The following is a 23,809-nucleotide window of genomic DNA, read 5'->3' on the forward strand; positions in this document are numbered from 1 at the left end:
ATGTGCGCATAACCGGCCTGCAAAGGCCGGAAGCGTAACATCCCCTCCTTATGAACACCTGCAAGGGAACCGCCATTTGAGAGGAGAATGCTGAAGTGGAAACCGCAAGAGCGCAGTCTGCCGGACGGATTATGGTAGCATTGGATTTCGCGTCAGCAGCCGAGGCTGACACGCTCATTCAGGAACTTCGGGGAATTCCGTGTTACATGAAGGTGGGAATGCAGCTGTTTTACGCTGCGGGACCCCATTTCGTAGCTCGTTTGAAGGACGAGGGCTACAACGTATTTCTGGATGTAAAGATGCATGATATTCCGAATACGGTCAAAGGCGGCTCCGAAAGCGTGACGCGCCTTGGAGTGGACATGTTCAACGTTCATGCGGCCGGAGGCATCAAGATGATGGAAGGCGCGCTGGAAGGTGTGGACAAAGCCCTTGGCGGAGGCGCGGCGAAACGTCCGCAAGTCATTGCGGTTACACAGCTGACAAGCACCAGCCAAGCGATGCTGAATGACGAAATCGGCATTGCCGGCCGGGTCGAGGAAGCGGTTGTCCGTTATGCGCGTTTGACTCATCAGGCGGGACTACAGGGTGTCGTCGCGTCACCGCTGGAAGTGTCTGCCGTCAAAGAAGCCTGCGGCGCCGGTTTTATTACGGTAACCCCGGGAATCCGGCCTGCGGGGGCTGCATTGGGTGACCAGACCCGGGTTATGACGCCTGCCGAAGCTTTCGCGGCCGGAACGGATTATGTGGTAATCGGCCGCCCGATAACGGCTGCACCGGATCCGCGCCAGGCGCTGGAACAGATTTTGGATTCCCTGGAGTTAAAATAAGCCTCACCCTATAAACGCAAAACCTTAACCACAGGAACGGAGTGATTGGACATGAATACAGCGCAATCGACAGAACGTGAAATAGCGGCTTCCCTGCTTGAGATCGGGGCGGTAGCTTTGCGTCCGCACGAGCCTTTTACCTGGACATCGGGAATCAAATCGCCGATCTACTGCGATAACCGTCTGACGATGTCGCACCCGGAAATCCGCGATGCGATCGCAGAAGCGTTTGCGGCTAAAATCCGCTCGGAATATCCGCAGGCCGAAGTAGTCGCGGGTACGGCGACGGCCGGAATACCGCATGCGGCATGGGTTGCCCAGAAGCTCGGGCTTCCGATGATTTACGTGCGGGACAAGGCCAAGGGCCACGGCAAGCAAAATCAGATCGAAGGCGCACTGGCTGAAGGGCAGAAGGTCATCGTCATCGAAGATCTGATTTCGACGGGCGGCAGCTCCCTTAAGGCGGCGCTGGCCGTTAACGAAGCCGGCGGTCAGGCGCTGGGGGTTCTGGCCATTTTCTCTTATCAGCTCGACAAAGGCATTCAGGCGTTTGCCGAAGCAGGTATTCCGCTGGATACGCTGACCAACTACTCCAAGCTTCTTGAAGTAGCCGTGGAACAAGGGGCCATCGCCCAGAATGATCTGGAGCTGCTCCGCTCCTGGCGTCAAGATCCCGCTTCTTACGGCGTTTAATGCGGTAAGGCAAGCAGAAACGAGAGCCGGTAAGACGGGACTGCGGATAAGGCTGAACTGCGGTCCGTTGGCACCCGGCGGCATAAAGCCGGAACATCGCCGGCATAGGCCGCATCACTGGCGGGTTCTGAGAGCAGGTCTCTCTGCAGCGCAAACGGGCTACCCTTTGCCGGCCGGATTATCGGATGTTTTGCGGAAAAGCAAAGCAGCGGAATTTCCGGCGGCGCTTAGCTTTTAATGAAAGAACGTCACGCGACGATACCGTGCAACGGGAGCTGTGCGTGACGTGAAATCCGTTCCCAGCCAAAAAAAAGACCTCTATCCGTCATATGCGGCGTTGGAGGTCTTTTTTTGGTTTTGTGCGGATAAGGTACCCGTGGTTGTGTCCTTTGTTACCGCAAAAGCTTAGCCGGTTTCGCGGTTAACAGCCGTCATGGGAGACAGCACTGGTGCCGGGGCACACCAATTTCGCTGTCGGACTCAGCCTACGCGCTTGCCCATAATAATCAGATCCCGCTCGATTCCGTCCAGTTCCGCGATCCGCGGCAGCTCGGCCCATTTGGCAAAGCCGTAACGGTCGAATAAAGCAAGGCTGTGCGCGTTATGCCCGAAAATAAAACCGAGCACGGTTTTGATGCCGAGCTCCGGACAGGCGGCGATGGCTTTTTCCAGAAGATAACGTCCCAGACCGCGGCCGCGGCATTCCTCGTCGAGGTAAATGCTCACTTCTGCGGTGCCGTTGTAGGCGGGCCGCCCGTAAAAAGACTGGAAGCTAAGCCAGCCCCAGATTTTACCGTCTTTTTCAAGCACCCAGATCGGGCGGGTTTCCGGATTGTGCTCGGCAAACCAGTTTTCCCGGCTCTGAACAGTCACCGGTTCAAGGTCGGCCGTAACCATTCTTCCCGGAATAGTCAAATTGTAAATGTGTACGATGGCGGGAAGATCCGCCGGTACGGCGTCTCTAAGCTTGTAAGTATCCTGCAGCATACCTGTTCCTCCGTTTTCGTGTGCGATCCCTACATTTTATCACGGTTATCAGGGCTAAGCCGCATTTTTATTGGTCTGCCAATTTTCCCCAGAAGCCGCAAACGGCCTGCAGGCCCTTATCGAAGTTATCCAGATCGAAATGCTCGTTGGGGGCATGGAGATTTTCATCCGGAAGCCCGAAGCCCATCATAACGACGGGAGCGTGAAGCAGACGCTCGAAAACGTCTACGATCGGGATAGAGCCGCCGCCCCGTGTGAGCGCCGTTTTCTCTCCGTAAGCCTCTTCGAGCGCCGCAGCCGCAGCTACCATAACCGGATGATCGGCTGGCGTCAGGAAAGGGTTGCCCTGCAGCACTCTTTTGACCGAAGCCTTCAAACCGGCTGGCGTGCGGGCCGCCACATGACGCTCGATCAGCTCGAAAATCTCCTCGGGGCGCTGATCCGCAACGAGCCGGCAGGCAATTTTGGCCGACGCGCGCGCCGGAACGATCGGTTTAATGCCTTCGCCGGCAAAACCCCCGCTTATACCCGTTATTTCCAAAGTCGGCCGTGCCGTCGTGCGTTCGGTGAACGTATACCCTTTCTCGCCGTAAAGCTCGGATAGACCCAAATCCTCCAGGATTTTGCGCTCATCCTGCGAGACGCGAGCCAGCTCGCTGCGCTCCTGCTCCGTCAGATGGATAACACGGTCGTAAAAGCCTTCCACCGTGACACGGCCTTCTTCGTCATGGAAGGAATCCAGCAGACTTGCGAGCGCATGAACGGCATTCGGCACGCCGCCGCCGTACAAACCGGAGTGAAGATCGTTTCTGGCCGCGAGAACTTCAATCTCGACGCCGGCGACGCCGCGAAGCCCGTAAAGCAAGGCGGGCTTGCCTCTTTCCAGCATCGGGCTGTCCGAAATGACGATGGCGTCCGCTTTAAGCATCTCCGCATGCTCTTCTACGAACGGGGCGAGGGAAGGACTCGTAATTTCTTCTTCCCCTTCGAAAAGAAACTTGATGTTGAGCGGCAGACTGCCGACGGCTTTGAGGACCGTTTCCGCCGCTTTGACGTGAATCCAGAGCTGGGCTTTATCGTCGGTCGCTCCGCGCGCGTAAATTCTGCCGTCCCGGATGACGGGCTCGAACGGTTCCGATTGCCATTCGTTCAAGGGATCGGCAGGCTGGACATCGTAATGGCCGTAAACGAGGATGGTCGGTTTTCCGGGTGCATGCAGCCAGTCTCCGTATACGATAGGATGTCCTGCCGTCGGCATGATCTCTACATGCTCCAGACCCGCATGGGTCAAGGCGCCGGACAGCCATTCCGCACAGCGGTGAACGTCTTTCCTGTGCTCGGACAATGTGCTGATGCTCGGAATTCGGAGCAGTTCTTTCAGTTCTTCAAGATGGCGTTCTCTATGCTGGGACGCATAAGATTCGGTTTTGGCTTTCATGATGGCAGGACTCCTTTTTTGACAATGGGTTAAAAAAGCTATCCTCAATAATTTCCCCATTTTCGTTTAAAATCCTGCAAATTCTTTCAATAAGGAAAGGTACCGCCGGAACTGAGGGAGGAAAAATAATTTTTGCCTAAAAAGAAACTTCCCGGAGATTCAATCGTCTTACTAAGTGGAAACAGGATGGAAATCTTTTCATCCGGACTCCGGCAACAGGCTTGCCGGCCGTATTTAAATCATGGGTTGAGGTGGAAAATATGCGTAACAAAATGGCAGCTCGTGCGACCGCATTGGCGCTGATTCTGACATTAAGCACCGGAGGAGTACTTGCGGCAACCCCTGCTGCGGCAGCTTCCGGACAAGCGGCTCTCGGTTCTGTGGCGGCAGGCGGTTCGGCCTCGTTCGAGCTTCAGAATATCCAGCTGCTGCCGGATCAGAACGGCAATATCGTCACGTTCACGGTCGGCGTTTATAACAAAGGCGCTGCGGATTTACCCCTTGTGGACTATTGGGTCCGGCTCAAAAGCAAAACGGGCCATACATACACGGTGCGCTTGATGCCCCAAGACAAAGAAACGAACAAAATCGGCGCCCGTTCTTCGGGGCAGGTGTCTTATTACGCCAAAGTAGGGAGCGGAGAAAAGCTTCAGGATCTGCAGGTTCAGTTTATCAAGTGGGATTTCAGCCAGCCGAATTCCGAGCGCGTTCTCGGACAAGTTTCCGTGCCGGCTTCCTACACGGGTGTAACACCGACAGGGCAGAATGCCGACTTCCAGGTGGGCAGCAGCGAACTGCGCGCATCGACGGAGAAGTTTACAAACGGGAAGAACGAGAAATATTACTTGCCCGCGATAAGCCTACAATTGGAGAACATCGGGGGCGCGGCGCTTACGCTGCCGGAAGTCCAGTTTTCGGTTCGTACGCCCGAAGGACTTTTGTATCCGCTGGATGCGAAGAACGCCAAGGATTTGAAAATCAGCCCGAAGGAAACGAAAACCGTCCAGCTGTCGGGGGCTATTCCGCTTAAAGCCGGAGAGAAGGGCTGGGAGCTTGTCATTACCCGGATTCATCCCGAGCTGAAGTTCAACACGCTGCTGGCGGCTTACCAGCTTCCCGCCGTCAGTAAACCTGCCGGCGGTGAGGCCGGCAGGGAAACGCAGTTTATGAACAAGTCGGGACTTTACACGGCCAAGCTGGGAGGCATCTACCGTCTTCCGTGGGAAGACCAGGATATTTTGACCGCTAACGTTACGCTGTCGAACAAAGGGGAGCAGTCGCTTCCGATTCCCGATATGACGGCTTACTTCCTGCTGGATAATGCCGTGAAAGTGGAGGCCAAGCTGGTCCGCACGGGCAAAGTGATCGGTATCGATCCGGGCGCCTCCCTTTCCGTCGAAGCGCTCGGTAAAATCCCGTATACGTATGCGTTTAAGGAAGTCAAGCTGGTCATCCAGGAGAAAGAAAGCGACACGCAGGTAAACGATCTGCTGGAGCTGACCGCCAAGCCCGATCTGCAGCAGCTGCCGTTTGTGGGACTAGGCGAGAAATACGCCCGGGAAGAAATCGGCCGCAAAGCGCAGTATACGGTTGCGGAGATCAATTCCTACGAGGGCCTGAGCGGAAGCATCGTTTCGGCCGAGCTGGAGATTGAAAATGCGGAGAAACGGTTTGCGCCGGTCACCGGCTTAGCTGCTCATTTTCAGCTGAAAGACGGCACCGTATTCCCGGCTTCCGTATCCGAGATCAAGAAAACGGTAGCGCCCGGAGGCAAGGCGAGACTAAACGTGTGGGCCGCACTGCCCAAAGGCACGGATATGGAGAATGTCCGTCTGCTCATCGGTGATTCCGTGACCCTGGAGACCGGAAACGGCAAGCAGGAAGAAAACCAGCAGAACGTTAAAACGGATGCTTACGTAAGACCCGTGACGTTCGCGCTGCCCAAAGAGAAGAAGGATGTGAAGGACAAGCTGAAAGACATCACTTTATTCCCGTACACGGTGTCCATGAGTCGGATCAATACGTCCATCAACAACGACGTGCTCACCCTTAAATTTGATTATGACATCCGCAAGCAGCTTTTGACCGAAACCGCGCCCGAAGGGCATAGGCTCGTTCTCGTGTTTGAAGATTATAAAGGCAGCAAATCGTTTGAGAAAGCGTATGAGCTTAAAAATTGGGAGCCGCACGACGGCAAATCGGCCGAACAGGTAACCGACAACGAACTTCGAATCGGCAAGAAAGAAAACTTCACTATCCAGATTCAGGACGCGGACCTGATTTACAAGCAGCGGTTCCTCGATAAATTCCATCTGAGCGTCTATCATGAATTCCAGGGACAGCGGAAGCTGCTGGCCAAACAAAGCTTTACTTGGTTTACATATTCGGACTAATTTTATCGAGAATAGCAGGTATTACAGGAAAAGTTCCATCACCCGATGGAACTTTTTTTATGTTTTTCCGTATCTGTTGAAGTGGACACCTCTTTTTCGTCGTCAAAACGGTAGGAGGCAGTGAGGCAGGAAAGAGCAGGAGAGAAAAATCATTGCAAAAAAATAAGCCAGTTTATATTTTTTTAACCTTTACCGTTTATGATGGGAAAAGAATGGGTATGGCTGCCAATTTCAAGAGAGATTGTTCAATCGGTGCGGAGGAGTAGAGTGGATGAACAAAATGACTAGTTTTTCAATGAAAAACGTGGCGGCGCTTTTTATTATTATGCTGCTGGTATTTGCAGGCGGCATTTTCGCCACGACTAAACTAAAGGTGGAAAGCATGCCGGATATTTCGTTTCCGATGGTGGTCATTTCCACCCAGTACACGGCACCGCCGAAAGATGTGCTGGACCAGATTACAAAGCCGCTGGAGAAAGCGGTCGCCGGTTTTGACGGCATCAAAAACATATCGTCTACGTCGAGCGATAATTATTCGCAAATTACGATCGAACTCGACCAGGACATCAAGCCTAAGAGTGCCAAGCAGGATCTTGAGGCGCTGGTTTCGAACGTCAAGCTCCCGCAGCAGGCTGAGAAGCCTAAGGTGCTGACGGAAGGATTCTCATCCCAGCCGGTTTATTACCTGGCGGTATACGGCAATGACGGCATGAATCAGACGGAGCTTGATAAAATTTACAAAGACACGATTTTACCGGGCTTTAATACAATCAAAGGCATCGACCATGTCGACTCCGTCGGCAACCAGGAAGCGACTCTTTCCATTAAGCTTAATGAAAACACGATCAACAGCTATGGATTGACCCCGACGGATGTCTCGAACAGCATTCGGGCCGCCTTGTCGGCAAGTCCTGCAGGAACCGTTGAATTCAACGGTACGACCCAGATGGTGCGGGTGACGGGCCAGATCGACACGATTTACAGCCTTGACAACCTGACGCTCACGACGCCGAATGGCAGCGTGCTCCAGCTTAAGGATCTCGGCAAAATCGAAGCCATCAGCGAATCCCAGTTTATCACCCGTCTGGACGGCAAACCGGCGATCGGCGTTCAGCTGTACAAAACGAAGTCGGCCAACGCGGTAAACTTCGCGGACGAAGCCGACGCTTTGATGGCAAAATGGGAACAAACTCTGCCGGGCGTAAAATTCAAATCCGTTTATAATTCAGCGGTGGAAATCAAAAAATCGATTCACGGGATGGTGCAGGAAGGCGGCATGGGCGCCCTGCTTGCCTCGGTCATGATCTTGCTCTTCCTTAGAAATATTCGGATGACCCTCATCGTTTTGGTCTCGATTCCATTATCCATTCTAATTACGCTCTTGATGATGGTGCCGCTTAATATTTCACTCAACATCATGACACTTGGCGGTATGGCCATTGCGGTCGGACGCGTCGTGGATGACAGTATCGTCGTTATCGAAAATATTTACAGCCAGCTTCAAAAAGCTCAGGAGCGCGGAGAATCCGTCATCAAGCTGGCTACCGCTCAAGTAGCCTCGGCGATTACGTCTTCGACGATCACGACGGTCGGCGTTTTCGGTCCGATCGCATTCGTAAGCGGGGTTATCGGCGAAGTATTCCGTCCCTTCGCGCTTACGCTGGTCGTCGCGCTCCTGTCCTCGCTTCTCGTGGCGCTGACGGTCATTCCGATGCTAGCTAAACTGCTGGTGCTGAAAAGTAAAAAACTCGGCAACCACGACGAAAATCATGTCGGCAAATTTGCGATGGTTTACAAAAGAGCGTTGGAATGGTCCCTGAACAACCGGATCAAGACACTTTTGTTCTCGGGAATTCTATTCGTTGCCTCGCTGGTGCTGATCATACCGCAGCTTGCCGTATCGTTCATGCCGGAAGATCAGTCCGCAAGGCAGATGATTTTCCAGATTAAGATGCCGAACGACACGTCAATCGAGACGATGGATGAAAAGTCCAAACAGCTCGAGCAGATGATGAGGGAAGCGAAAGACGCTTCGGGCAATCCGCAGTTTACATACAATGAGTCAATGGTGGGCTACGCGTTCAGCAGCGATGTATCGCCGTACCGGACGATGATGTTTACCGAAGCGAACGAAAACAGCAACGCCGAGCAGGTCTTCAATGCTTACAAAGAGAAAATCTTATATGAACTTCCCAAAGGCTCCGAGGTCGACGGTGCGCTGATTGCCGCGGGCGCCGGCGGAAGCAGCACGGATTTCTCATACGCCCTGAAAGGCGAAGATATGCTGTATCTGAAGCAGGCAGCCGCCCAGGTTAAAGAGAAAATGAAAGAATTCCCCGAGCTGTATGAAGTGAAGGACAGTCTCAGCGATTCCAAAACGGAAGTCGAAGTCACGGTCGACCAGAACAAAGCGCGTTTGTACGGACTGAGCTCCGCCCAGGTGCTTGAAATGGTCAACTCTTGGATCGGAGTGAGCAAACTCGGCGACTTGAAGTTTGACAATGTTACTTATGAGACCAAAGTGGAGCTTGATCCCCAGTACAAAAATTCGGTGAGTAAAATCGGCACGTTTCTGCTGAAAACACCGACGGGTCAGACGGTTCAACTGAATGAAATCGCCAAGATCACGCAGATTGATGCTCCTACAGCCATCACCCGTGAAAATCAGACCCAAACGCTGAAAGTAACGGCCAAGATCAAAAGTGCGGATAAAGGCGGAGTCAGCGGTAAGGTGGCTGAAACATTAAACGCGCTGGAGCTTCCTTCCGGCGTAAGCCGTGAAGTGAAAGGGGTATCCGACGATATCGCTTCCGGGTTCTCGGAAATGTTCGCTGCCATGGGCGCGTCCATCTTTATCGTTTATCTGGTCATGGTTCTCGCATTCGGGAACGCAAGCGCTCCTTTTGCCATTCTGTTCTCATTACCGCTGGCGGTGATTGGCGGATTGTTCGGCCTCCTGATCACGGGAGAATCGCTTAACATCACTTCTCTCATCGGATTCCTTATGCTGATCGGAATCGTCGTGACGAATGCGATCGTTCTGATCGACCGGGTACAGCAGCTTCGCGAGCAGGGAATCGGGGTCAGGGAATCCCTTATCAGTGCGGGGATGACTCGTCTTCGTCCCATCATTATGACCGCGGGAGCGACTGTGTTTGCGCTCATGCCGCTTGCACTCGGAATGTCCAAGGGGACCATTATTTCCAAAGGGTTGGCGGTCGTCGTTATCGGCGGGCTTGTCACTTCCACAGTGCTTACACTCGTTGTCGTACCTATCATTTATGAATTGATCGAATCCTTTAAACGCAGAAGCTCGAACGCGTTCCACCGTAAACCAAAGAAAAATAAGGTGGATGCGGTCCCTGCGGCAAAATCCTGAGTCAAGCAAAGAGAAGAGGAGAGTACAACTGATGAAACGTCCTTTAGCTACGATCGTAAAGCAGAGCACGAAACTGGTAGGCATTGTCGCCCTTACTACGGCCTTGGCCGTCGGCTGTTCGAACAAACCGCTGGCTGGTCCTCAGGACAGCACACAGGGCCAGGAATCTCAGATTAAGACGGTAAAAACCGTCAAAGTGACGAAAGAAAAAATATCGGACCCGCTTGAGCAGGTTGCCAATGTCATCTCTTCCGTCCAGTTGGATGTTATTTCGAAAACAGGCGGAGATGTCCAGCAGGTATACAAAAAAAGAGGCGACATGGTTAAGAAAGGCGAGCTTCTGTTCCGCATAGACCCTTCCGATCTGCAGCTGCAGAAGGAACAGGGACAGCTTGGCATCAAGAGCGCCCAGGCTCAGCTTAAGCAGGCTAAAGAAGAACTGGCCAACGCGAAGACCGACCTTGACAACAATATCGTCAAAGCCGAGCAGGGGATCAGGGATGCCGAGAAGAATTTTAATAAAATGCGCAACGATTACGATGAAGGAACGATCACGAAGATCCAGCTGGAGCAGGAGGAAACGAAGCTCAACAGCCTTAAGCTTGATTTGAGTACCCTGAAACAGAAGCGTAAAACGCTGGACAACACGGATTCGCTGGCCGCTGCCCAAGTCGCGATCGAAACGTCCGGTCTGAGTGTCAAGAAAGCGGAACGCGACCTGGAAAATACGGTAGTGAAGGCACCCGTGAGCGGGGTGCTTACGGATTTTCCAGTTGAATCGGGGATGACGGTTGTGCAGGGGTTCAAAGCCGGAGTCATCCAGCAGCTGAATCCGATTCTCATCAAAGCCGATTTGACGGAAGAAGCCGTTAATCTGGTGCGCGACAAAAAAGAACTGAATTTCTATGTGCCGGGTACGACGGAATTGACGAAAGCACCGATTAAGTATATTTCGGATGTGCTCGATTCACAGACGAAAGCTTATACGCTGGAGCTGGAAGTTCCAAACGCCGACCAGAAGCTGAAGCCCGGACAGAAAGTCCAGGTTCAGCTGACCGACGAGGCGGAGCAGACGGTGACGGCTATCCCGACGCTCAGTATCGTGAGGGAAGGAAGCGAGTCCTTCGTATTCGTCTTGAACGGAGACACCGTCGAAAAGCGCAAAATCCAGCTCGGCCGTTTGAAGGAAACGATGCAGGAAGTGATTTCCGGCGTAAACGAAAACGATCAGATCGTCATTTCCGGCCAGCATCAGCTGAAAGATAAAGAAAAAGTCACGACAGCAGCCGCAGCTAACTAACAAAGGTACACATGGAGGAGAATACCGTGAAGAGCCAATGGAAAACTACCGTATCGTCCGTCTTTCTGTCCGCCGCTCTGCTCGCAAGCGCCGTTCCGGCACTTGCGGCAGAAGCGGGAAAGCCAGCACCCGCACAAGCACCGGCTTCAGCGCCGACCGCTTATAAGTTAACGAACGATCTGCAGGTTGAAATGAAAAGCGTCTTAAACGAAAAAACAGCGGACGGGACCCGTCTGGGTGCCGTTGTCCGCATGAAAAACACAAGCTCGAAAGTCGTGCGCGTACCCGAGTATGAAGTGCGCATGAAGACGAAGGACGGCGTTGAATTCCGTCTTCAGGCAAGTCTGGGAAGTTCCCGCTCCATTCAACCCAAATCGCAGGTTGAGCTCAGCTACCTGGCCACGGTTGACAGCGGAGAAGGCGTAGAACTTAGCGAGCTTCGCTGGGTAGATATCGATGTTTACGTGTATCCGAAAAAAGAAACGCTTCAGCTCAGCGTTCCCGTAAGCGATCTTGTATGGAACGGAACGGAAACGTCCGAAATTCCTTCCGCTTCCGTGAAGAAATGGGGAGAAGCCTTCACCATTCCTACTTTGCAGACGCCGTTGGAATTCAAAACCACGAATATTAGCCGTGACACGGTCGGTACGAAAACGAACTCGGTCGTTCAGGTGCTCGTAACGAACCCGTCGACCAAACGTCAGACCCTTCCGGACATCGCCTTGGAAGGCAAAAGCGGGCTGCAGACGTATGACAGCAACCGGGCAGAATCGACGCTTTCGCTTGAGCCGGGCGAAAAGAAATATATTCATTTTGTCATCCCTACCGAACTGAATACAGAGCTGGAAGCTCTTAATGTGGTCACCGCGGAGAAATATATTGACGCGCAGGAGAAGCCGGTCACGTACAACGTGGGCCGCGTTCATATCATGCTGCCGGCCAAGCAGGCCGATGCCCTGCCGGTACAGGGGGCTTACGCTTTCGGTGACGCCATGAAGATGGACCCGCTTAACGGGCTGATTCACCCGAATATGGATGTTTCCCTTGTGGAGCTTCACATGGAGCAAAATGAGGATGACGGCTTTAATACCGCTATCGCCAAGTTTAAGCTGACGAATAAATCCGGCGGTCCGCTTAACGTTCCTGCGTTTGCGACAGACCTCATCAGCAGCGACGGCTATACGTACAACGGAAACAGACAGGGAACGACGACTCTGCGCGTGCTTCCAAACGCCTCCTATGTCGTAACTTACTCGTATGTGGTTCCGGCTTCCGAATCGGGAGAAGGACTGAAGCTTGCCTTGTATGAAACTCACGGAACAGCCGCCGCTGCAGGAGCGGCACAAGCTGCCGGCGCCAAGTCGCAAGATTCGAAGGCGCAAGACACGAAAGCACAAGATGCGCAGGGTAGTGCGGCGGAAGCGGGGGCTTCGTATAAATCTCTTCTGACGGCCTACAATGTAAAACTACAGCCACAGCCGGAATCCAAGGATGTGCTCAAGCTGTATCCTTTGACCGTGAAAGTGAACAACTGGGAAATTTCCGCGATGTTCAACCAGCAGCAAAACTACAATTATCGCCTGAAGCTTCTATTGGATATCGAACAAGAGAAGGACGTCCTGCTTGATCGTACATTCTCCCAGCTGCAATTCGATATGTATGATAACGGCGGTACCCTCATTAATTCGGTCAAGAGCCCGTTTGTAGGAGAAAACAAGCTGCAAAAAGGCGCTAATGTCATTAATTTTAATGCGGATTCCATGCAGTTGGATTTCCCTGTTACCGTTAAAGTGTATGAATCCTTCGTGAACGATAAAGGGGAGACGGCGAAGCGTCTTCTGACCACCTTTAAACAGTAGCCGGAAGCTCGGCGGCTGTGGCGACGGGCCGTACAAGTAGGGCGGTCCTTCCGCTTCCCATAACCTAAAAAAGGCCTTTCCGGTTTAGCCGGAAGGCCTTTTTCTATTAAGCGTTCGTTACCCTTGAAGAGGGAATGAGCGGATTACGGTCCACTCACCGTTCTCCTGTTTGCCTAGCAAATCAATGCTTTCCACGTTGAACGAAAAATCCACAGGCGTGTTTTTTACGCTGGCCAGTACGTCGTGCAGCTCATCGGCTCCCAGTTTCTGTCCGATGGTCAGGTGAGGATGGTAGCTGTAAGCCTTTTCCGTTTCCAAGAGAGGGCCCGTACAAAGCTTGTCGTGAAGATCGATGACCGGCTCCACTTGTTCCAGCGCCAGGTAGATGACATTATTGACCGGAAAATATGAACTGAACCGGTTAAATGTAAGCTGGAAAGGAGACACGGTGCGGCTCAAATCTTCCAGATGACTGACGGCAGTCTGCAGCTGCTCTTCGGTCCAATCTTCTTTCTCACGAACCGTAATGTGGGGCGAAATCACCCTATAATAAGGATCGAACCTTTTTCTGTAACTGTTGGCAAACTCCTTAATCTCTGCGGATGGAAGAATGGCGATGCCGTACATCATATGGAATCCCTCCCTAAATTATGGTCGACTAGTTCTTATTATACCGTGTTTGCAGGCTCCTAACAATTTCATTTTAAGGCGATACATTGTCCGCGCAAGCCCATACCCCGCCATATGTAAAGTCATATACTGAACATATCGTGAAAGTTTAAGGGGAGAAGACCGTGAGACGACAAGTTCACAGCCGGGAAATTAAAAAAGTCGTAATGCAAAGGCTGGCCGACCGGGGAGCGGACCTGGAAGACATTGCAGAGATCGTATACGCCATGCAGGCGCCCTATCATCCCGGTTTATCGATGGATACGTGCATGCAGTCCATTCAGGCCGTACTGGGCAAAAGAGAGCTTCAGCACGCGATTCTGGTCGGAACCGAACTTGATATGCTGGCCGAGCAGAAAAAGCTCACAGAACCGCTTCAATCCATCCTGGTAGCGGATGAGAGTTTATTCGGGTGCGACGAAACGCTCGCAATCGGTTCCGTTTTCGGCTATGGCAGCATTGCCATCACGACTTTCGGCTACCTGGACAAAGAAAAGACGGGGTTGATCAAACGGCTGGATACGAAGAGCGGCGGTGCCGTGCATACCTTTCTCGATGATCTGGTAGCCGCTATTGCCTCGGCCGCTTCGGGAAGAATTGCCCATAGGAGCAGGGATGAAAACGAACGGGAAGAACCCGATGAAGACAACGAGTAGGTGTAAATTGCGCACCTTGCTTCTTTTTTTATGAAAAATTACGCTGACGGTGTTGGCCTTCAAATAAGCGAATGCCTTTTTGGATATGCTATTTCTAGGCCAATAACATCATCAACGGAGTGAGGACCATGCAGTGGGTATATTGGGTAAAGCTGTACGACAGTAAGTTTCAGGCAGGTGTCCTTGCCAAACGGATGGAGGAAGACTGGTGGATTTACGGCTATGAATGCCCGTCCGAAGTCGAAGTTTTCAAATCCAAAAAAGGGCGTTTCGGTGTCAGGTACTCGGTTTATTAAAAAAAGTGTTGACTTAACCATACTTTGTGTTGTATATTTATTTTTGTCGCTATACGACATTGCTAATTACTGACGCGGGGTGGAGCAGCCCGGTAGCTCGTCGGGCTCATAACCCGAAGGCCGCAGGTTCAAATCCTGCCCCCGCAACCAATTCATAGGTAAGGACAGTGGAGCAGCCCGGTAGCTCGTCGGGCTCATAACCCGAAGGCCGCAGGTTCAAATCCTGCCCCCGCAATATATCAAATTTTTTTTGCCTGTTTTCAGCCATACATTACATATCCGGGCCCTTAGCTCAGTTGGTTAGAGCGGTCGGCTCATAACCGATTGGTCGGGGGTTCGAGTCCCTCAGGGCCCATTATAAGCCGGAGTGGCGGAATTGGCAGACGCACAGGACTTAAAATCCTGCGGTAGGTGACTATCGTACCGGTTCGAGTCCGGTCTTCGGCATCTTGGCAACAACGATGAAACTAACAGAAAACTCCCTTCTTTCACTTATGCACACCGCAGAATGAGACAAGGGAGTTTTTTGCAGTTTATTTTTCCTGTTAACAAATGGCTGTATAACGGGTAAGGGTATTAAGTAGACAAATAAGTGAATAAGCGGGGAGGCGTTACCATGGCGATACCGTTTGAGATCGTAATGGATCAGAGCAATGTCATTCGCGGAGATTTTTATCCGGCGTCTTCTATAGCAAGGGGCATTCTCATTGTCTCGCACGGTTTTAAGGGATTTAAGAACTGGGGGATGTTCCCTTACGCGGCGGCGAAACTGGCCCAGGATGTGGATGTCATTACCTTCGATTTTACACATAACGGAGTGGGAGAGGACGGGCAGTCGTTCAGTGAACTGGAAAAATTCGCGAAAAACACGTACAGTCGTGAGCTGGACGACTTGTCGACTCTCATTTCCGTCTTGACGGACGAATGGGATTTTAAAAACAAGCTGCTGAAATCCGATCGGGAGAAGCCTGTAGTTTTTTACCCTCACCACAGCAGGGGAATTAATCTTTCCAGCGAGGAGCATCAGCATAGAGGCTCGGCCAATCCGGTCAACAAGCTTCCGGTCTTCCTGCTCGGTCACAGCCGCGGAGCGGGCGTAAGCTTGATCTATGCGCTGGATCATCCCACGGAGATCGCCGGAGTTATCAGCTGGAACGGAATAACGCAGGTGGATATTTTCGACGAAGCCGCTAAGGAGCAGCTGCACAGGGAAGGGCGCACTTATATCGCCAACGTGAGGACCAAGCAGCAGATGCCGCTCGATAAGGTCATCCTGGACGATATAGAGGCCCGCAAGGAGGAGTTTAACATTCTGGAACGGATGCGGGGAGCAGCTTTTCCGGTAGTGCTCATACAGGGTGAAGAAGATCACGCGAATCTGAGAGCAGGGTCGGAAAAGCTTGTCGAGAACCAGCCGAAAGTCCAGTGGATTCAAATTCCCGGCGCCAATCATTCGTTCAATACCGTTCACCCGTTTGCGGGCACTTCCGCGGAGCTGGAGCAGGCTATCGAGCATACGCTGCAGTTTCTGAAAAGCAGAGTGGTACCGACGGAGTAAACAATTAGGGGTCCCGGGAGGGACCTTTTTTGAGGTAATGGGGCGGATCGTTAAAGACCCTATAAACGGCGAAAAACCCTTACAGAGTAAGGGTTTTTCTAGTATGACCTGAGCCGGGCTCGAACCGACGACCCCCACCCTGTCAAGATGGTGCTCTCCCAGCTGAGCTATCAAGTCATGTTTGTAAAATCTTCAGTTGTCTTAGTGACAAGTAGTATAATACCAAGAATTCTCGACACTGTCAACACTTTTTCATAAAACATTTACATCTTACAAAATAAACATCCGGAATTTGAATTTGATATGAATTAGGTATGGATACGAATTTTCGTATCAGTCTTGGGCGACGACTGTTTCACCGGCGATCATGGGATGACAGACTGAGTTTCCTCAGTCCATCGTATCAAAGACGGCATTCATAAAATAGGCAACCTCTAGCTCTGCCTCGGCAGGATCAAAACCAATAAAAATTAAAAATTGTTTGTAACGGTTATAAATATCCGGGTCATAGTCCGTACCACGGTGCTCGCGGTCATAGATCAAAAAATTATCAGTCATATTGCTATACATGGTTATCACCTCCGGTTTTATTATATAAAACAGATTTTGGTATGTATAGATAATTTAAGTTGTATTAATAGAATAATTACAGAAATACATGAGAAGGATCATGCGGATAAAATTATGTACTGCTTATGCGAGAAGCTTGGCGGTTTGACGAGGGTATGGCTTACATGCTGTCAGTAAAACGAGGACGAAACGACCGCAATATGAATCTCCTTTTTACTCGGATGCTGGTGTTTAGAAGTTGGTAGGAGGAGACGAGTGCAAACGTAGCTGACGAAAATAAAAAGCAGGGGAGCGCAGTCCCTGCTTTTTATTATTTGTTGAGGTTATTAAATGCTAATTTCTGCGAACCTTCGATTTCGGCGAAATAGCTAAACTTGTTTTAAAGTTTACATCAATTGTTATTGTCTGATTACCAAAATATCGCGAGGAGGAATACCGGTAATTTGAATCTGTTGAATCTGCGAGTTAGTGAGGTTGCGTCCTACTAAAATCAGAGAAGAAGTCAGATTGTCGAAGCTTCCCAAATTGGACACACTTTGACTTCCGCGAAATACGCGGACGGATCCTTGGAAGTTAATCCGTGAAAATAGAACAAGTGTCACTGAATCTGTAGTTGAAACATTTCTGAGACGTAGACTGGAAAGGATGTTATCGAAACGGAACGCACCTAAATCCCGAATCGCTACACCTCCACGTCTAAAAACAATCCGCCGATTAGTAAAATTAATGCCGGAGAATAATTGAAGCCTTACGTCTTTGTTGGCCAAATCTATCACCCTTCCTTTTGAGATGATATATTCTATGTTGTTTATGAGGAAAGGTGTGGACGAGACGAAAGGCGAAGTCATCATTTATGAAGAACCCCTGAATCAATCGCCACTGGCACAACCGTTCTATAGGTTTGCGAGCTTTTGACAGGCAAGAATAATAGGATTGATTATGGTGAGTAGGTGATTTAAGCTGACAATAGGGATTCGGCTGATTATTTAGCATTAGCATTTGGACGAGAGCGGAAGGGTGTGGGTGCTGTTCGCTTTCATGCTGCTGAACACGGCCGGTAATCTGACCTCGATCTCAGGTCCGGAAAAGCTGTTTATGACGCCGCTGACCGTCGTGCTTGCCCTTTTATCGCTTAGACTGGCGGTGGAGAAAATAGGCGGCCGGAAAGCGGCCACATTTATAAAGAGAAAGGAAGAAAGAAGATGGAACGCTGGGAATATCAGACGTTGAAATTTTTTACAAAAGGGTTTTTTGTAGGCGGGAAATTGGATCTTGACGAGTTTGATCAAGACCTCAACGAAATGGGAGCGCAAGGCTGGGAGCTGATCTCCTGCTTTGATACAAGCCAGCATCAAGGATCTTCCAAAGAAGTCATTTGTGTATTTAAAAGAAAGCTGTATTAGCATAGACGTCCTGTGCTTCTCGTAAAAAGCCCTCCTGCCGCTTAAAAACGGTTTGGAGGGCTTTTTATCAAAACGGGAAAAGTCCGCTGTTCGGTCAATTAGCGCTTATTTTGACGGTTTTTCGGAAGAAGGCCCGGTCGGATGCTCGCCTGAAATATTGTCCATAATTTCCTCGACGACATCGCTCACGGGATCGGTTGCGGCTTTGTCCTCGCGGTCAGGAGGAGTATTGATCCCGCCCGCTGTATTTGAAGTTTCATTATAGATGCCGACATCATCGTTCGATCGCTTGTCCATGTAGAAAACTCCCTTCGAAATAAAGTAAAGGCACGGTTCTGAGCCGTGACAAATCCGGTAACCGGTTTCGTCTCTTTAAGTTAACCGTTACGGAGCTAATTTAAACCGTCCCGGTATAATTATCTAAATTTTCAGATAATTATGTTGCAATGAGCAGAAAGATATTTTATAATGAAAACAGAAGGAAGAACAAGAGAAAGGGTGAAAAATTATGATAATGATAGTCTGGACCGCCGTAATCGTCTTTATTGTCCTTAGATTGGTCACAAGCGTGTATAATCCGCCCAAAAGGAACAAAAACAAGTATCATTCTTCCGATTCCGGCAGCAGCGGTTCTACGGATTCCGGCTGGAGCTTCTGGGGCGGTGGTTCGGATTGTGACAGCGGCAGCGGAGGAGGCAGCGATTGTTCCGGAGGCGGAGACGGGGGAGGCGGCGGTGGCGATTGAAGCGCACCGGGCGCTTTTTTTAATGTGTACGGTCTTTTTTTATTTGAGTGGATATCAAAAACTTCCGAAGAAACCGCTATGAAGAGAAGCGGCTTTTTTGTGCTGCCCAAAATAACGAAAAACTTGAGGAGGAAAACTTGCTTCGTGCTTTGTTTTGTCCCAAAATAAGGACAGAAAGAAGCTTGTCATACCGAGAGGAGCAGAACAAATGGCGGTTACAAAATTGGAGCATGTAGGCGTTATGGTTACGAGTATGGAAAAATCGGTTTCATTTTATGAATCCGTGGTGGGTTTAAAGCTGAAAGATACCGTGACCAACGGAGCGCTGAAGCTTGCGTTTCTTGGCTTTGACGCCAAGGGTGAAACGGAAGTCGAGTTAATCGAAGGATACGGCGGAAAATTAACCGAAGAGGGCCGGGTCCATCATCTGGCTTTTACGGTTGACGACATCGAAGCGGAATTTGAACGGATCCGGAAGACGGATGTCGTCATGATCGATACGGAAATCACAACGCTCCCTAACGGATCGCGTTATTTCTTTTTTCACGGGCCGGACGGGGAATGGGTGGAATTTTTCCAAAGCACGCGGGCTTGATTTGTCCAAGCCTGTTCTAATTCAGTCACGGCAGTCTGCGAAAACCGGAAGGCTGACCGGATGTTGACAGCGTTTTTATTCCGCGTTATGCTACAAGAAAGTTAATAACTGTGACGGAGACTATGGAGATTCATACGAAGCATCGGATTTTGCAATCCGGTTGGTTTGTCGTGGATCTCTTTTTTTGCGGCGTGAGCCGGAGGTCTCCGAAGCTTTGCGCAAGCGTTGCGGCCCCTGGCCGGCGAAGACTATTCTCACAGCAGGCAGGAAGGAGCGGACTCATGTCATCCTATATTATGTCCATCGATCAGGGGACCACCAGTTCACGGGCGATTCTGTTTAATCACGAAGGTCAAATCGTTCATACCGCCCAGCAGGAATTTACCCAGTATTTTCCGCAGCCGGGTTGGGTCGAGCATAACGCCAACGAGATTTGGGCGTCGGTTCTGGCTGTCGTTGCAACCTGTCTGATCGAATCCGGGGTCAAACCGGAGCAGGTGGCGGGCATCGGAATCACCAATCAACGGGAAACCGCTGTCGTCTGGGATAAAAGTACGGGCGAGCCCGTGTACAATGCTATCGTCTGGCAGTCCAGACAAACCCAGCAAATTTGCGACGAGCTCAAGCAGCGGGGACTGGAGCAGAAATTCCGCGATAAAACGGGGCTATTGCTGGACGCTTATTTTTCCGGAACCAAGGTAAAATGGATTCTCGACCATGTGGAGGGCGCCAGAGAAAAGGCGGAACGCGGAGAGCTGCTTTTCGGCACGATCGATACGTGGCTCATCTGGAGGCTGACCGTGGGGGAAGCCCACGTAACGGACTATACCAACGCATCGCGTACTCTGATGTACAACATCCACGAACTTCGCTGGGACGAAGAACTGCTGGAGCTGCTGACGATTCCGGCGGGCATGCTGCCCGAGGTCCGTTCTTCCTCCGAGGTTTACGCATATACGAGCGAGTCCCACTTCTTCGGTGCGAAAGTGCCCGTTGCGGGCGTTGCGGGAGACCAGCAGGCGGCTCTGTTCGGGCAGGCCTGCTTCGACAAGGGCATGGCTAAAAATACATACGGCACCGGCTGCTTTATGCTCATGAATACAGGAGAGCAGGCCGTTGTATCCAGCCACGGGCTGCTGACGACGATTGCCTGGGGTCTGGACGGCAAAGTGCAATATGCTCTGGAAGGGAGCATCTTCGTTGCCGGCTCGGCCATCCAGTGGCTTCGTGACGGGCTGCGGATGATCAAATCGGCCAAGGATACGGAAACCTATGCGGCGCGCGTAGAATCGACGGACGGCGTATACGTGGTCCCCGCTTTTGTGGGACTGGGAACTCCCTACTGGGACAGCGACGTGAAGGGAGCCGTTTTCGGGCTGACGCGCGGAACGACCAAAGAGCACTTTATCCGCGCCACTCTGGAAGCGCTCGCCTATCAGACGAAGGACGTGCTCGCGGCGATGGAGGCGGACGCTCATACGAAGCTGAAGAAGCTGCGCGTGGACGGCGGGGCCGTGTCCAACGATTTCCTGCTTCAGTTCCAGAGCGATATGCTCGGCGTGCCTGTCGAGCGGCCGCTCATCAATGAAACGACCGCGCTCGGAGCCGCTTATCTGGCGGGGCTGGCCGTCGGGTACTGGAAAGATTGCGCCGAAATCGCCGCGCAGTGGTCAGTCGGCGGCACATTCGAACCGGGTATGCCTGCGCAGCGCAGCGATCAGCTGTACGAAGGCTGGCAGAAAGCGGTGCATGCCGCTATGGCTTTTAAATAAAGACCCCTTATCTTATTCGCTTTAATAGGTCCTCCGGAGGCAATTTAACAGATTGCGACACCGGAGAGACCTATTTGTGCTGCAGCGGAACGTCGGCCGGACTCCGGTAACAAGGACAAATTTCCCGGTTTTTGCCAAAATCGTTTGATCCGGGGGACAATCCGGGTAAGAAAAAAGGAAATTGCCGCGTTTAGGCAGCGGCTTGTTGGCATATCCTAAATTATCGGATCAGGAGGTTTCATAATGCGAAAACCGATTCTGTCCCTGCTGCTTTCTACGGCCGCCCTAGTGGCGATCACCGGCTGCGGCAGCGGCAACAACAAAAACGCGGACCCGAACTCCACGATTACCCCGGAGGCGTTACCTACCGCCGCAACGGCCCCCTCCGCTTCGCCGGGCGCAACACCGTCCTCTTCGCCGTCGTCCTCGTCCGGAGTCGAGATTGAGCTTAAAGACGGGAAAGGAAGCGTGGTCGGCACGGCTAAGTTTACCCAAGAGAACAAAGGGGTCCGAATCCAGGTTCAGGCTACGAAACTTGCTCCCGGAGAACATGGGATCCACGTTCATGAAAGCGGCGTGTGCGCCGGACCGGATTTCAAGACGGCCGGGGGGCATTTTAACCCCGATTCCAAAATGCATGGAATGGAAAATCCCCAGGGGCCTCACGTGGGAGACCTGCCGAATCTGAAAGCGGAGGCAAACGGGGAAGCCAAGCTGGATACCGTCTCGGAAGCCTTTACTCTGGAGAAGGACAAGCCGAATTCGTTGTTGAAGCAGGGAGGAACATCGCTGGTCATCCATGAAAAGCAGGATGATATGAAGTCCGATCCGGCCGGAAATTCGGGTAACCGCATCGCATGCGGCGCGATATCCGAAGGCAAATAGGCGATTAAGCTGGATGGAGGCAAGCAAGCATGATCAAGACCCAGGAACTCAAGCAGCAGATGGACGATCTGTCCAAGCAGAACGATATGCTTCTTGTGGAATTCGAACAATTAAAAAAAATGATAATGAACGGCGGATCTCAAAATTCCGGCGATAGCTCCGGCGGTTCGGACGGCGGCCAGCAGGAATCGGGCCAAAGTGCGGACGACGGGCAGAAACACAGTCAGCAGCAAGATGAGAATCAGGATCAAGGGGGAGCCGGCGGCAGCCAGTCATCCAGACGCAGCGCTTCTTCGGGTAAAAGACAGCAGGCGCAGGACGGCCAAGGCCAGCAATCCCAAGACGGTCAAAGCCGGCAGGATTCTTCGTCAGGCGGCGAAAATCAGCAGGCTCAAAGCTCATCCCGGCAGCAAAACGGCAATTCCGGCAATAACGGAAGCTCTGCCGCCGTATCGGAAATGGCGGACGATCTTTATGTCATCAAAAACATGGTCGAACAGCTCGAGAGAAAAACGTCCCAGTATGTATCCGAGCAGACGAACCAGTCCTTGACGGAGAAGGATGTCGTGAATCTGATCTTATATCTGATGAACGGAATGATCGACTGGACCAGTGAATTTGTGGGAAAAAACCAGTCCTCATCGGGTTCTTCGGGACCGGTGCAATAGCGTGAAAGCCGTGAGAACGGCTTTTTTTCTTGTTTGAAAACAGGGAGGGCCATTGATTCATTCTTTAGAGAATTCGACAAGATACACTTATTTACAGTTCCCGGAAGTCCATATAAAGTAATGATAGTGTTGTTTACTCACAGAGGCTTGACCCGCAACAACCGGACTATTAGAGAGGATGAGCAGGGAGTATGAGAAACATCGATATTCGAGTCATGAGCAAGCAGCTTGGATTTGGTACCGGATCCTTGGAGTCTTGGCTGGCCAAAGAGCGGCAGCAGGAACCGGAAAAACAGCCGGCTTACCATCTGGAAAGCCTTCGTCCTTGTTACGAGAACAGGCCGACGGATGAGTTTGTCTCTCTTTCCGTTTAACACGGATGTCAGCAGGATTCGGACCTCAACCTTCTTACTCTGCCACCTTCCTTCCTACAAACTCCCCCCGTCTTAGTACATATCCGACTCCATACAAAAAGCCTCTCCGGGTAGGAGAGGCCGCGAACATCTTCAACCCGCAGCTTGCCGCTAAACGGGTGCCTGAAACATTTGTTTGGCACAGTATTCGATAATGTCACTGCGGCGCACAATTCCGATGAAATTACCTGCGTCATCCACGACCGGTACAAAGTTCTGCACCTTGGCAAGATCAATAAGATCTTCCATGTTTGCATGAATGTGTACCGGTTTATTTCTCATCCGGAGGGGAACTTCCTCCAGCGTATGCCGATGGGCGTTATCGAAGGTAATGCCCGGAGAGTTTTTCAAAAACCAGAGCAGATCGCCCTCGGTTACCGTTCCCATATATTTGCCATCCTCCGTAAGAATGGGTACCGCCGTATAGCGGTGATATTCCATTCTTTCCAGGGTTTGTCTTAGTGTGGCATCAATCGTCGTAGTAATCACTTCGAGTTTGGGCAGAAGAAAAAAGGCAATATTCATGAATAATACTCCTTTGCGTAATAAGCGCAATTTATCATTTCTCACGATCTATTATACTATATCGGGGAGTCAGAAACGAATCCGCGGAAGCGAAAGTTTGGGGAGGCGCCGGATGAGCCGAGCGGAGAAACCGGCCGGACGCCGGGGATGTTCCTTCTGGACAAGGATGCGCGGA

Annotated in this window: 22 protein-coding genes and 4 tRNA genes; 19 read left to right on the forward strand and 7 right to left on the reverse strand. The window is 51.5% G+C overall.

Translation table 11 applies throughout. The features are described from left to right. The first annotated feature begins 131 nt into the window (after window positions 1-131). Window positions 132-830, forward strand: coding sequence for an orotidine-5'-phosphate decarboxylase (gene pyrF / locus C4S74_RS01745; RefSeq protein WP_181024306.1), 699 nt, complete (start codon window positions 132-134; stop codon window positions 828-830). A 51-nt stretch (window positions 831-881) separates the two neighbouring features. After that, window positions 882-1,523 (forward strand): orotate phosphoribosyltransferase, encoded by a 642-nt coding sequence (pyrE, locus tag C4S74_RS01750; protein WP_103993645.1) that lies wholly within the window; start codon window positions 882-884, stop codon window positions 1,521-1,523. A gap of 480 nt (window positions 1,524-2,003) precedes the next feature. Here pyrE and C4S74_RS01755 read toward each other — a convergent pair whose 3' ends face one another. Together C4S74_RS01755 and C4S74_RS01760 are read right to left on the reverse strand one after the other, a co-directional pair. After that, window positions 2,004-2,510, reverse strand: a complete 507-nt coding sequence (locus C4S74_RS01755) for a GNAT family N-acetyltransferase (protein WP_103993646.1) — start codon at window positions 2,508-2,510, stop codon at window positions 2,004-2,006. 67 nt (window positions 2,511-2,577) lie between these two features. Beyond that, window positions 2,578-3,948, reverse strand: a complete 1,371-nt coding sequence (locus tag C4S74_RS01760; protein WP_103993647.1) for a dipeptidase — start codon at window positions 3,946-3,948, stop codon at window positions 2,578-2,580. Window positions 3,949-4,208: 260 nt separating this feature from the next. Here C4S74_RS01760 and C4S74_RS01765 point away from each other — a divergent pair, with 260 nt between their 5' ends. The 4 genes from C4S74_RS01765 to C4S74_RS01780 all read left to right on the forward strand — a co-directional run bounded on the left by C4S74_RS01765 (window position 4,209) and on the right by C4S74_RS01780 (window position 12,879). After that, window positions 4,209-6,341 carry a hypothetical protein gene (locus C4S74_RS01765; RefSeq protein ID WP_103993648.1) on the forward strand — a complete coding sequence of 711 codons (2,133 nt, stop codon included), beginning with the start codon at window positions 4,209-4,211 and terminating at the stop codon, window positions 6,339-6,341. A gap of 271 nt (window positions 6,342-6,612) precedes the next feature. Continuing rightward, window positions 6,613-9,720 carry an efflux RND transporter permease subunit gene (locus C4S74_RS01770; RefSeq protein WP_103993649.1) on the forward strand — a complete coding sequence of 1,036 codons (3,108 nt, stop codon included), beginning with the start codon at window positions 6,613-6,615 and terminating at the stop codon, window positions 9,718-9,720. Between the two features lie 31 nt (window positions 9,721-9,751). Further along, window positions 9,752-11,020 (forward strand): efflux RND transporter periplasmic adaptor subunit, encoded by a 1,269-nt coding sequence (locus tag C4S74_RS01775; RefSeq protein WP_103993650.1) that lies wholly within the window; start codon window positions 9,752-9,754, stop codon window positions 11,018-11,020. Between the two features lie 26 nt (window positions 11,021-11,046). After that, window positions 11,047-12,879, forward strand: a complete 1,833-nt coding sequence (locus tag C4S74_RS01780) for a hypothetical protein (RefSeq protein ID WP_103993651.1) — start codon at window positions 11,047-11,049, stop codon at window positions 12,877-12,879. Between the two features lie 117 nt (window positions 12,880-12,996). On the opposite strand, the gene C4S74_RS01785 is transcribed toward C4S74_RS01780, so the two are convergent. Beyond that, window positions 12,997-13,509, reverse strand: coding sequence for a 2'-5' RNA ligase family protein (locus tag C4S74_RS01785; protein WP_103993652.1), 513 nt, complete (start codon window positions 13,507-13,509; stop codon window positions 12,997-12,999). A gap of 164 nt (window positions 13,510-13,673) precedes the next feature. Between C4S74_RS01785 and C4S74_RS01790 the strand changes: the two genes are divergently transcribed. The 6 genes from C4S74_RS01790 (at window position 13,674) to C4S74_RS01815 (ending at window position 16,058) form a co-directional block, all read left to right on the forward strand. Continuing rightward, the gene (locus tag C4S74_RS01790; protein ID WP_103993653.1) at window positions 13,674-14,204 is read left to right on the forward strand and encodes a phosphatidylglycerophosphatase A; all 531 of its coding nucleotides are present in this window, start codon (window positions 13,674-13,676) and stop codon (window positions 14,202-14,204) included. A gap of 128 nt (window positions 14,205-14,332) precedes the next feature. Continuing rightward, window positions 14,333-14,500, forward strand: a complete 168-nt coding sequence (locus C4S74_RS26350; RefSeq protein WP_009671780.1) for a hypothetical protein — start codon at window positions 14,333-14,335, stop codon at window positions 14,498-14,500. Between the two features lie 73 nt (window positions 14,501-14,573). Further along, window positions 14,574-14,650 (forward strand) — tRNA-Met (locus C4S74_RS01795). Between the two features lie 131 nt (window positions 14,651-14,781). Continuing rightward, window positions 14,782-14,855, forward strand: a tRNA-Ile gene (locus tag C4S74_RS01805). A gap of 6 nt (window positions 14,856-14,861) precedes the next feature. Beyond that, window positions 14,862-14,947 (forward strand) — tRNA-Leu (locus C4S74_RS01810). Window positions 14,948-15,116: 169 nt separating this feature from the next. Then, window positions 15,117-16,058: an alpha/beta hydrolase gene (locus tag C4S74_RS01815; RefSeq protein ID WP_103993654.1), complete on the forward strand. Its 942-nt coding sequence runs from the start codon at window positions 15,117-15,119 to the stop codon at window positions 16,056-16,058. Between the two features lie 104 nt (window positions 16,059-16,162). On the opposite strand, the gene C4S74_RS01820 is transcribed toward C4S74_RS01815, so the two are convergent. Together C4S74_RS01820 and C4S74_RS01825 are read right to left on the reverse strand one after the other, a co-directional pair. Further along, window positions 16,163-16,235 (reverse strand) — tRNA-Val (locus C4S74_RS01820). Between the two features lie 213 nt (window positions 16,236-16,448). Further along, window positions 16,449-16,628 (reverse strand): hypothetical protein, encoded by a 180-nt coding sequence (locus C4S74_RS01825; protein WP_103993655.1) that lies wholly within the window; start codon window positions 16,626-16,628, stop codon window positions 16,449-16,451. Between the two features lie 1,202 nt (window positions 16,629-17,830). Here C4S74_RS01825 and C4S74_RS01840 point away from each other — a divergent pair. Next, complete coding sequence (locus tag C4S74_RS01840) at window positions 17,831-18,031, forward strand: DUF4177 domain-containing protein (protein WP_103993657.1); 201 nt, start codon at window positions 17,831-17,833, stop codon at window positions 18,029-18,031. Between the two features lie 105 nt (window positions 18,032-18,136). On the opposite strand, the gene C4S74_RS01845 is transcribed toward C4S74_RS01840, so the two are convergent. After that, the gene (locus C4S74_RS01845) at window positions 18,137-18,328 is read right to left on the reverse strand and encodes a hypothetical protein (protein WP_103993658.1); all 192 of its coding nucleotides are present in this window, start codon (window positions 18,326-18,328) and stop codon (window positions 18,137-18,139) included. Window positions 18,329-18,539: 211 nt separating this feature from the next. Between C4S74_RS01845 and C4S74_RS01850 the strand changes: the two genes are divergently transcribed. The 6 genes from C4S74_RS01850 (at window position 18,540) to C4S74_RS01875 (ending at window position 23,070) form a co-directional block, all read left to right on the forward strand. Further along, the gene (locus C4S74_RS01850; protein ID WP_103993659.1) at window positions 18,540-18,776 is read left to right on the forward strand and encodes a hypothetical protein; all 237 of its coding nucleotides are present in this window, start codon (window positions 18,540-18,542) and stop codon (window positions 18,774-18,776) included. 208 nt (window positions 18,777-18,984) lie between these two features. Beyond that, on the forward strand, window positions 18,985-19,371 hold the full coding sequence (locus C4S74_RS01855; RefSeq protein ID WP_103993660.1) for a VOC family protein: 387 nt from the start codon (window positions 18,985-18,987) through the stop codon (window positions 19,369-19,371). Between the two features lie 281 nt (window positions 19,372-19,652). Beyond that, complete coding sequence (gene glpK, locus C4S74_RS01860; protein WP_103993661.1) at window positions 19,653-21,143, forward strand: glycerol kinase GlpK; 1,491 nt, start codon at window positions 19,653-19,655, stop codon at window positions 21,141-21,143. A 243-nt stretch (window positions 21,144-21,386) separates the two neighbouring features. Then, a complete protein-coding gene (locus C4S74_RS01865; RefSeq protein WP_103993662.1) occupies window positions 21,387-22,028 on the forward strand; it encodes a superoxide dismutase family protein in 642 nt (213 codons plus the stop codon). A gap of 29 nt (window positions 22,029-22,057) precedes the next feature. Next, entirely contained in the window at window positions 22,058-22,696 is a 639-nt protein-coding gene (locus tag C4S74_RS01870; RefSeq protein ID WP_103993663.1) for a hypothetical protein, read from the forward strand. A 191-nt stretch (window positions 22,697-22,887) separates the two neighbouring features. After that, a complete protein-coding gene (locus tag C4S74_RS01875; RefSeq protein WP_103993664.1) occupies window positions 22,888-23,070 on the forward strand; it encodes a hypothetical protein in 183 nt (60 codons plus the stop codon). Window positions 23,071-23,220: 150 nt separating this feature from the next. On the opposite strand, the gene C4S74_RS01880 is transcribed toward C4S74_RS01875, so the two are convergent. Next, entirely contained in the window at window positions 23,221-23,634 is a 414-nt protein-coding gene (locus C4S74_RS01880; RefSeq protein ID WP_009671848.1) for a CBS domain-containing protein, read from the reverse strand. Between the last annotated feature and the right edge of the window lie 175 nt (window positions 23,635-23,809).

The sequence above is a fragment of the Paenibacillus sp. UNC499MF genome (genome assembly GCF_900107975.1).
Classification (GTDB): Bacteria; Bacillota; Bacilli; order Paenibacillales; family NBRC-103111; genus Paenibacillus_F.